2 protein-coding genes and 2 pseudogenes are annotated in these 2504 nt (G+C 65.7%); 2 read left to right on the top strand and 2 right to left on the bottom strand.

Annotation, left to right across the window (positions count from 1 at the left end; all coding sequences use genetic code 11):
* Positions 1 to 558, top strand: a pseudogene (locus ADBZ6I_RS17100) (hypothetical protein); the annotation flags it as partial.
* 15 nt (positions 559 to 573) lie between these two features.
* Here the strand turns inward: ADBZ6I_RS17100 and ADBZ6I_RS17095 are convergent.
* A complete protein-coding gene (locus tag ADBZ6I_RS17095; protein ID WP_526385965.1) occupies positions 574 to 1002 on the bottom strand; it encodes a hypothetical protein in 429 nt (142 codons plus the stop codon).
* Positions 999 to 2126: a molybdopterin-dependent oxidoreductase gene (locus ADBZ6I_RS17090; protein WP_526385963.1), complete on the bottom strand. Its 1128-nt coding sequence runs from the start codon at positions 2124 to 2126 to the stop codon at positions 999 to 1001. Before ADBZ6I_RS17090 ends, ADBZ6I_RS17095 begins: the two co-directional genes overlap by 4 nt.
* Before the next feature lie 150 nt (positions 2127 to 2276).
* Here ADBZ6I_RS17090 and ADBZ6I_RS17085 point away from each other — a divergent pair.
* Positions 2277 to 2504 (top strand): annotated as a pseudogene (locus ADBZ6I_RS17085) (Fic family protein); the annotation flags it as partial.

Below are 2504 nucleotides of genomic sequence, written 5' to 3'. Positions count from 1 at the left end.
CTGCTGGGCTGGACGGTGATGCTCAGCTACGGGCTGGTGCTGATGGCGCTGCCAGCGGCGGCGGTGCTGGCTTGCGCCGTCGATCGGGACAGTGCGTGGCGGGCGGTACGGATCGCGGTTCCGACGGCCCTTGCTGTGGTCGCGGTGTTCGCAATCGCCGGTTTCTGGTGGTTCGACGGCTACACCCTTGTCCAACAGCGTTATTGGCAAGGCATCGCGTCGGACCGACCCTTCAGCTACTGGGGGTGGGCCAACTTTGCGGCTACCGTGTGCGCGGTCGGCCTGGGCAGCGTCGCCGGAGTCGGGCGCGCGTTTGACCGTATCGCCCTCCGCCGTCGTTCGGGCTTGCACCTGCTGGTGCTGGCGGCGCTGGCGGCGATGGTGGTTGCTGATCTGTCGATGCTTTCCAAGGCCGAGACTGAACGGATATGGCTGCCGTTTGAGGTGTGGGTCACCGCCGCCGGCGCGCTGCTTCCGGTGCGCTCGCAACGCTGGTGGCTAGGGCTCAACGTTGTTGGCGCGCTGCTGCTCAACCATCTGGTTTTCACGAACTGGTAGCGGCCCACTCCGGAGCTAGGGCGTTGCGGTGGTCATGCGTCGTTGCGGCAGTACCCGGTTCGCGAGGAGCACCAGCGCGGTGGTTGCCCAGATCGCCGCGAGCGACACCCACAGGCCCCAGTGGTAGTCGCGGTCCAACGCCGACGGGTTATCCGGTTGCAGGCCTGGCTTGTCGTAGACCGGGATCGCCAGCAGCACCACCACCGCGGTGCACAGGGCGGCGACCATTACTGGGGCCCACCAGGGTTTGGGCAGGATCCGGCGGCCGACGAATCCCAGTGCCACACAGGCCGGGGCGAACACCGCGTCGTGCGCCAGCACGCCGACTCCCGCCCACACCGCGATGGCGATGATCTCGTGACGAGAGTGCTCCAGCACCAGCACAACGCCGTAGACCCCTAGGGCCAGTCCGGCGGTGATCAGCAGCGCCCGGATTGCACTCACGCCTCGACCACCTCGATGCGCGACAGCCACTTGGTCTGCAGAACACCGGGCCGCGACGGGGCGATCAGTCGGCACGGATAGCCGTGGTCGAGGTTGAGAGTCTCGCCGTTGATTGTCAGCGCGATCAGCGTCTGGGGATCGCTGGCGTGCGGGGCGGGCAGGGTCGTGCGCGCGTAGGGACCCGACTCCAGCGAGATCATCCGCACATCGGAGTCCGGCGATCCGCCCACTGCCTCGACCAGCGTCGCCAGCACGACTCCCGACCAATCCGCGCTCGCGCTCCAGCCTTCCACGCAGGCGATGGGCAGCCGGTGAGTGCTCTGTGGCATCGCCGCAAGATCGGCCAGGGTGAACGTTTTCTGTGTGGCGCCGTTGGCGACGGTCAGCCGGTAGTCCTCCGACTGGGCACTGTCGAGCACGCCGGCCTCTCGTGCGGTCCGGTTGACCGGCATCCCCTGCGGTCCGTCTCCCGACCGCGGCGCCAGGAGCGATACCTTGCGCAGCCAAGGCACCGTTTGCCCAGCGGTCAGCACGGTCGCCAGAGCCGCCGCGATGCCGGTTCCGGCCAGCACAGTGCGTCGCGTCGGACCGCGGCGCAGTTCACCGGTCGGGATTTCCTCAAGGGGCTCGCCGAGCGCGCGGCGGATCACCGGCAGTTTGACCGCGATGTGGACCAGTACCGCCCCAGCGGCCACGTAAGCCATCGCGTAGTGACTGGTCGTGAAGAAGAAGTCGAAGGCATACCACTTGGCGATGTTCAGCAGGCCGGTGGAGAACTGGAACAGCATGGACGCCATGAGGACCAGGATCGAGGCCCGCTCGAGTTGGCGGGCCAGGCCGCCAATGATGGGCCGTTCGAACAGTTTCGGGTAGACCGACCATAGTTTGACGACCAGCAGCGGAATGGCGGCGATCCCGGTAATGATGTGCAGCCCCTGGGTAAGCCGGTAGAGCCACACCGGTCGGGTGGGCCAGTAGAACCAGGACTGCGGGTGCTGAATAAAATGGCTGATCAACCCGGTGACGAAACAGACTGCGACGGCCACACCCAGCGCGATACCGACTCTGACGGTTATCGCCGTCCCACGCAGCGGCGTCGTGGCAACTGCGTTCCTGCTGGGCACCTGACAAGCCTAGCTAGCACAACACGCGGCACGGCCGCTTTCAGCGAGAGGTGGGAATTTCCTCGCAGCTGAGCATCGAGTCCATCTCAATGTCCGGGTCGCCACTGCGGGGCACGTCCGTTCAATTGGCATGAAAATCAATGGGCATGAGAGTCCTCCTGCCCACCGGCCAATATCCCTCAGCCCATGGATCACGTAGCCGCAGAGATTCACCGTCTTGACCGACTCACGGCGGTCTCCGAGGAGGGTTTGTCGGGCACCGTTGCATATCTGTACGACTACGCGAACTTTGCGCATCCCTTCCGCGAGGGCAATGGCCGCGTCACCCGCGAATTCTTCGATTTTCTGCTTGCCGAACGCGGAAGCGGACTCGACTGG

The sequence above is a fragment of the Mycobacterium sp. genome, assembly GCF_044342925.1.
Classification (GTDB): Bacteria; Actinomycetota; Actinomycetes; order Mycobacteriales; family Mycobacteriaceae; genus Mycobacterium.
The sequence above is the reverse complement of the archived record's forward strand: the minus strand, read 5'-3'. Positions and strand labels throughout refer to the sequence as shown.